This is a genomic window from Sulfuriflexus sp., from assembly GCF_032250955.1.
GTDB lineage: Bacteria > Pseudomonadota > Gammaproteobacteria > AKS1 > AKS1 > Sulfuriflexus.
Genome location: NZ_JAVVES010000130.1, coordinates 1 through 2,641, shown reverse-complemented (window position 1 = coordinate 2,641; position 2,641 = coordinate 1). Strand labels below are relative to the sequence as shown.

Annotated in this window: 3 protein-coding genes and 1 pseudogene; all 4 read right to left on the bottom strand. The window is 55.3% G+C overall.

The annotated features are described in order from the left end of the window. Positions 1–24 precede the first annotated feature (24 nt). Entirely contained in the window at positions 25–261 is a 237-nt protein-coding gene (locus tag RQ738_RS13525; protein ID WP_314165840.1) for a hypothetical protein, read from the bottom strand. An 8-nt stretch (positions 262–269) separates the two neighbouring features. Beyond that, positions 270–1,427 (bottom strand): type III PLP-dependent enzyme, encoded by a 1,158-nt coding sequence (locus tag RQ738_RS13520; protein WP_314165838.1) that lies wholly within the window; start codon positions 1,425–1,427, stop codon positions 270–272. Between the two features lie 12 nt (positions 1,428–1,439). After that, positions 1,440–2,288 (bottom strand): polyamine aminopropyltransferase, encoded by an 849-nt coding sequence (gene speE / locus RQ738_RS13515; RefSeq protein WP_314165837.1) that lies wholly within the window; start codon positions 2,286–2,288, stop codon positions 1,440–1,442. Positions 2,289–2,419: 131 nt separating this feature from the next. Next, positions 2,420–2,641 (bottom strand): annotated as a pseudogene (locus tag RQ738_RS13510) (molybdopterin adenylyltransferase); the annotation flags it as partial.

The following is a 2,641-nucleotide window of genomic DNA, read 5'->3' as shown; positions in this document are numbered from 1 at the left end:
CCTCCAATTTCCAGAAAACTATCTCTATTGCTCCAAATTCGCTATATTTTTACCCACTAATTTTTCCGAAGAGCCATAATCAGGAACATGATCATGTACAGGGCGCGCAGCCAGGTTGAGGTCTTCTTCAGGCTTTGTTTGATGTTCTCGTCCATCTGTATTCTCCTTGGTCATTTTTTTATAGAGTAAAGGTTTCTTCTGAAGAAACAATACTACGTTCGCTTGCCGGCTGCGAGCATTTAGCTGCTGTGCCGGCGTCATAGGGTAGATCAAGTGGCGGCGACAGCCTGGTCAATCGTAATAAAAGCGGCATCCGGCAACAGGTTGAAGCGGGTTTTGGTCGCCGCAGTATAAGCCCCCATCTGGTGACCAATGATGAGGTCGCCAATCTCCAGCTCGGGGAGGGCAACGGCCTCGTCGATGACATCAATGCTGTCACAGGTCGGGCCGGTGAGTACGGATTCGGTGAGTTCGCCCTGCTTTAATACCTGCAGGGGGTAAACGGTATGGTCATAGATCTGGCCACTGTAGGAACCATAGACGCCATCATCAAGGTAATACCACGGTGTGCCATTGCGCATGGCCTTGCCGATGACCGTGGTAATGCTCGTCACGGCCGGTGCCACGAGGTAGCGGCCAGGTTCGGCGAGCAGGTGCCAGTCAGCGGGCAGGTCATTCAGGGCCTCGCGAATGGGGGCGCAGAAGCGTTCGATATCAAAGCCTTTGAGCTCGTAGTCGGCGGGAAAGCCACCGCCGATATCGAGTGTTGCCAGTGGCGCCCGGGCCGTTTCATTTACCTGCAGCATCAACGCATGGCAGCACTGGATGGCCTCAACATGTTTGTCCGGGCTCTGGCACTGGGAGCCGACATGGAACGACAGCCCCTTCACATGCAGGCCGAGCTGTTCCGCAGCCTGCACCAGTGCCGGGACATCACTTTCCGTGCAACCGAATTTTCTGGATAAGTCGACCACTGCATTTTCACTACGGAAACTGACCCGCAGCAACACGCCGATGCGGCTGCGATAAGGCACAAGCTTTTTCATTTCATCATGGTTATCGACGACGAAGGTCGTTGAGCCAAAGCGCAGGGCGTCACGGATATCCTTGTCGCGCTTGATGGGATGGGTGTGGATGGTGCGGCGGCCAGAAACCTTGAGGCTTAATAACAGTTCCAGTTCCCCCGACGAGGCCACGTCGAAACCGGCTCCCAGGCTATCAAGCGTTTGCAGTACATCGTTATGTGGCAAGGCCTTGATCGCATAATAGAGGCTGACGTCCGGCAGGGCGGCCTGCAGTTTCTCATATTGCTGCCTGAGCACGTGGCGGTCGAAGACCAGCAGGGGGGAACCATGCTTGCTAACCAATGCCTGCCAGCGGGCGGCCTCTTCAGGCGTGGCGCCGATGATGACTTTTCGCCTGGCCACTGAGCCGACCACCTAGCCCGTCGCCAGGGTGTCGAGCAGATATTGTGGCAGGGCAAACGCGGCCTGGTGGATGGCCGGGTTGTAATAGCGCGTCTTGATACCGGCGGCCTGGAAACGTTGTTCCAGTGTGGCCAGGGGTGTCTGTCGCAGCTTGATGTTATCCGTGCCCCACGCAAAGGTCATGATACCGCCGTAGTAGGTCGGGATAGCGGCACTATAAAATGTCGTGTCGTTAAAATGCATGCCCATGCGCTTATGGGTGTTGATGAGTTCATCCTGCTGGAAGAATGGTACGCCGTTCTGGGTCGCAATGATGCCGCCCTCGGTCAGGCGGGCCTTGGCGAGGGCATAAAAGTCCTCGCTGAAAAGCACTTCCCCCGGGCCGATGGGGTCAGTGCTGTCACTGATGATGACGTCGAATTTTTCATCACTGTTACGGACGAAGTCCATGCCATCGCCAATGACGATAGTGGCGCGCGGGTTGGCATAGGCCCCCTGCGAGTGGTTGGGCAGGTATTGTATCGACATATCAATGACGGCCTGGTCGATCTCGACCTGGGTGACTTCGATATCCGCATGGCGCAGTACCTCGCGCAGCATGCCGCCATCGCCGCCACCGATAATCAAAAGCTTTTTCACCTTGCCGTGGGCGAGGATGGGCACATGTGCCATCATCTCGTGGTAGATGAACTCGTCAGCCTCGGTGGTTTGCACCACACCATCGAGGGTCATCACACGGCCGAGCTGGGCATTGTGAAAAATCATCAGGTGTTGATGTTCGGTCTTTGATTCGAAATAGATCTTGTCGATACGGAATTCCTGGCAGACCGCATCGTAAAGGGTTTCTTTGAAATGTTTCATATCTGCCACATGCCTCCTGGCGAAAAGCGGGTTCCGGTACCCGGTGCTGAAATCAGGGTACCGGGTAAATTTCGCGCATTGTAAGTCTTTTATCCTAAAACACAACAAAATACCCGCAGCGGTGAAATGCTTCAGGCACCTTTTGGACGAAAGGCCTTGAGCACTGACTCATCGCACTCGAGATAGGGGCCTTCAATCAGGTCAATACAGTACGGAATCGCGGGAAATACTGCATCCAGGCACTCGCGGATCGACTTCGGCTTCCCCGGCAGGTTCACAATCAGGGCCTTGCCGCGGATGCCGGCGGTCTGCCTCGAGAGGATTGCCGTTGGCACATATTGCAGGCTGACCTG

What these genes read in the sequence shown, in the direction of transcription:
- RQ738_RS13525 (WP_314165840.1), bottom strand. Translation starts at nt 261, where the DNA reads ATGACGCCGGCACAGCAGCTAAATGCTCGCAGCCGGCAAGCGAACGTA.
- speE (WP_314165837.1), bottom strand. Translation starts at nt 2,288, where the DNA reads ATGAAACATTTCAAAGAAACCCTTTACGATGCGGTCTGCCAGGAATTC.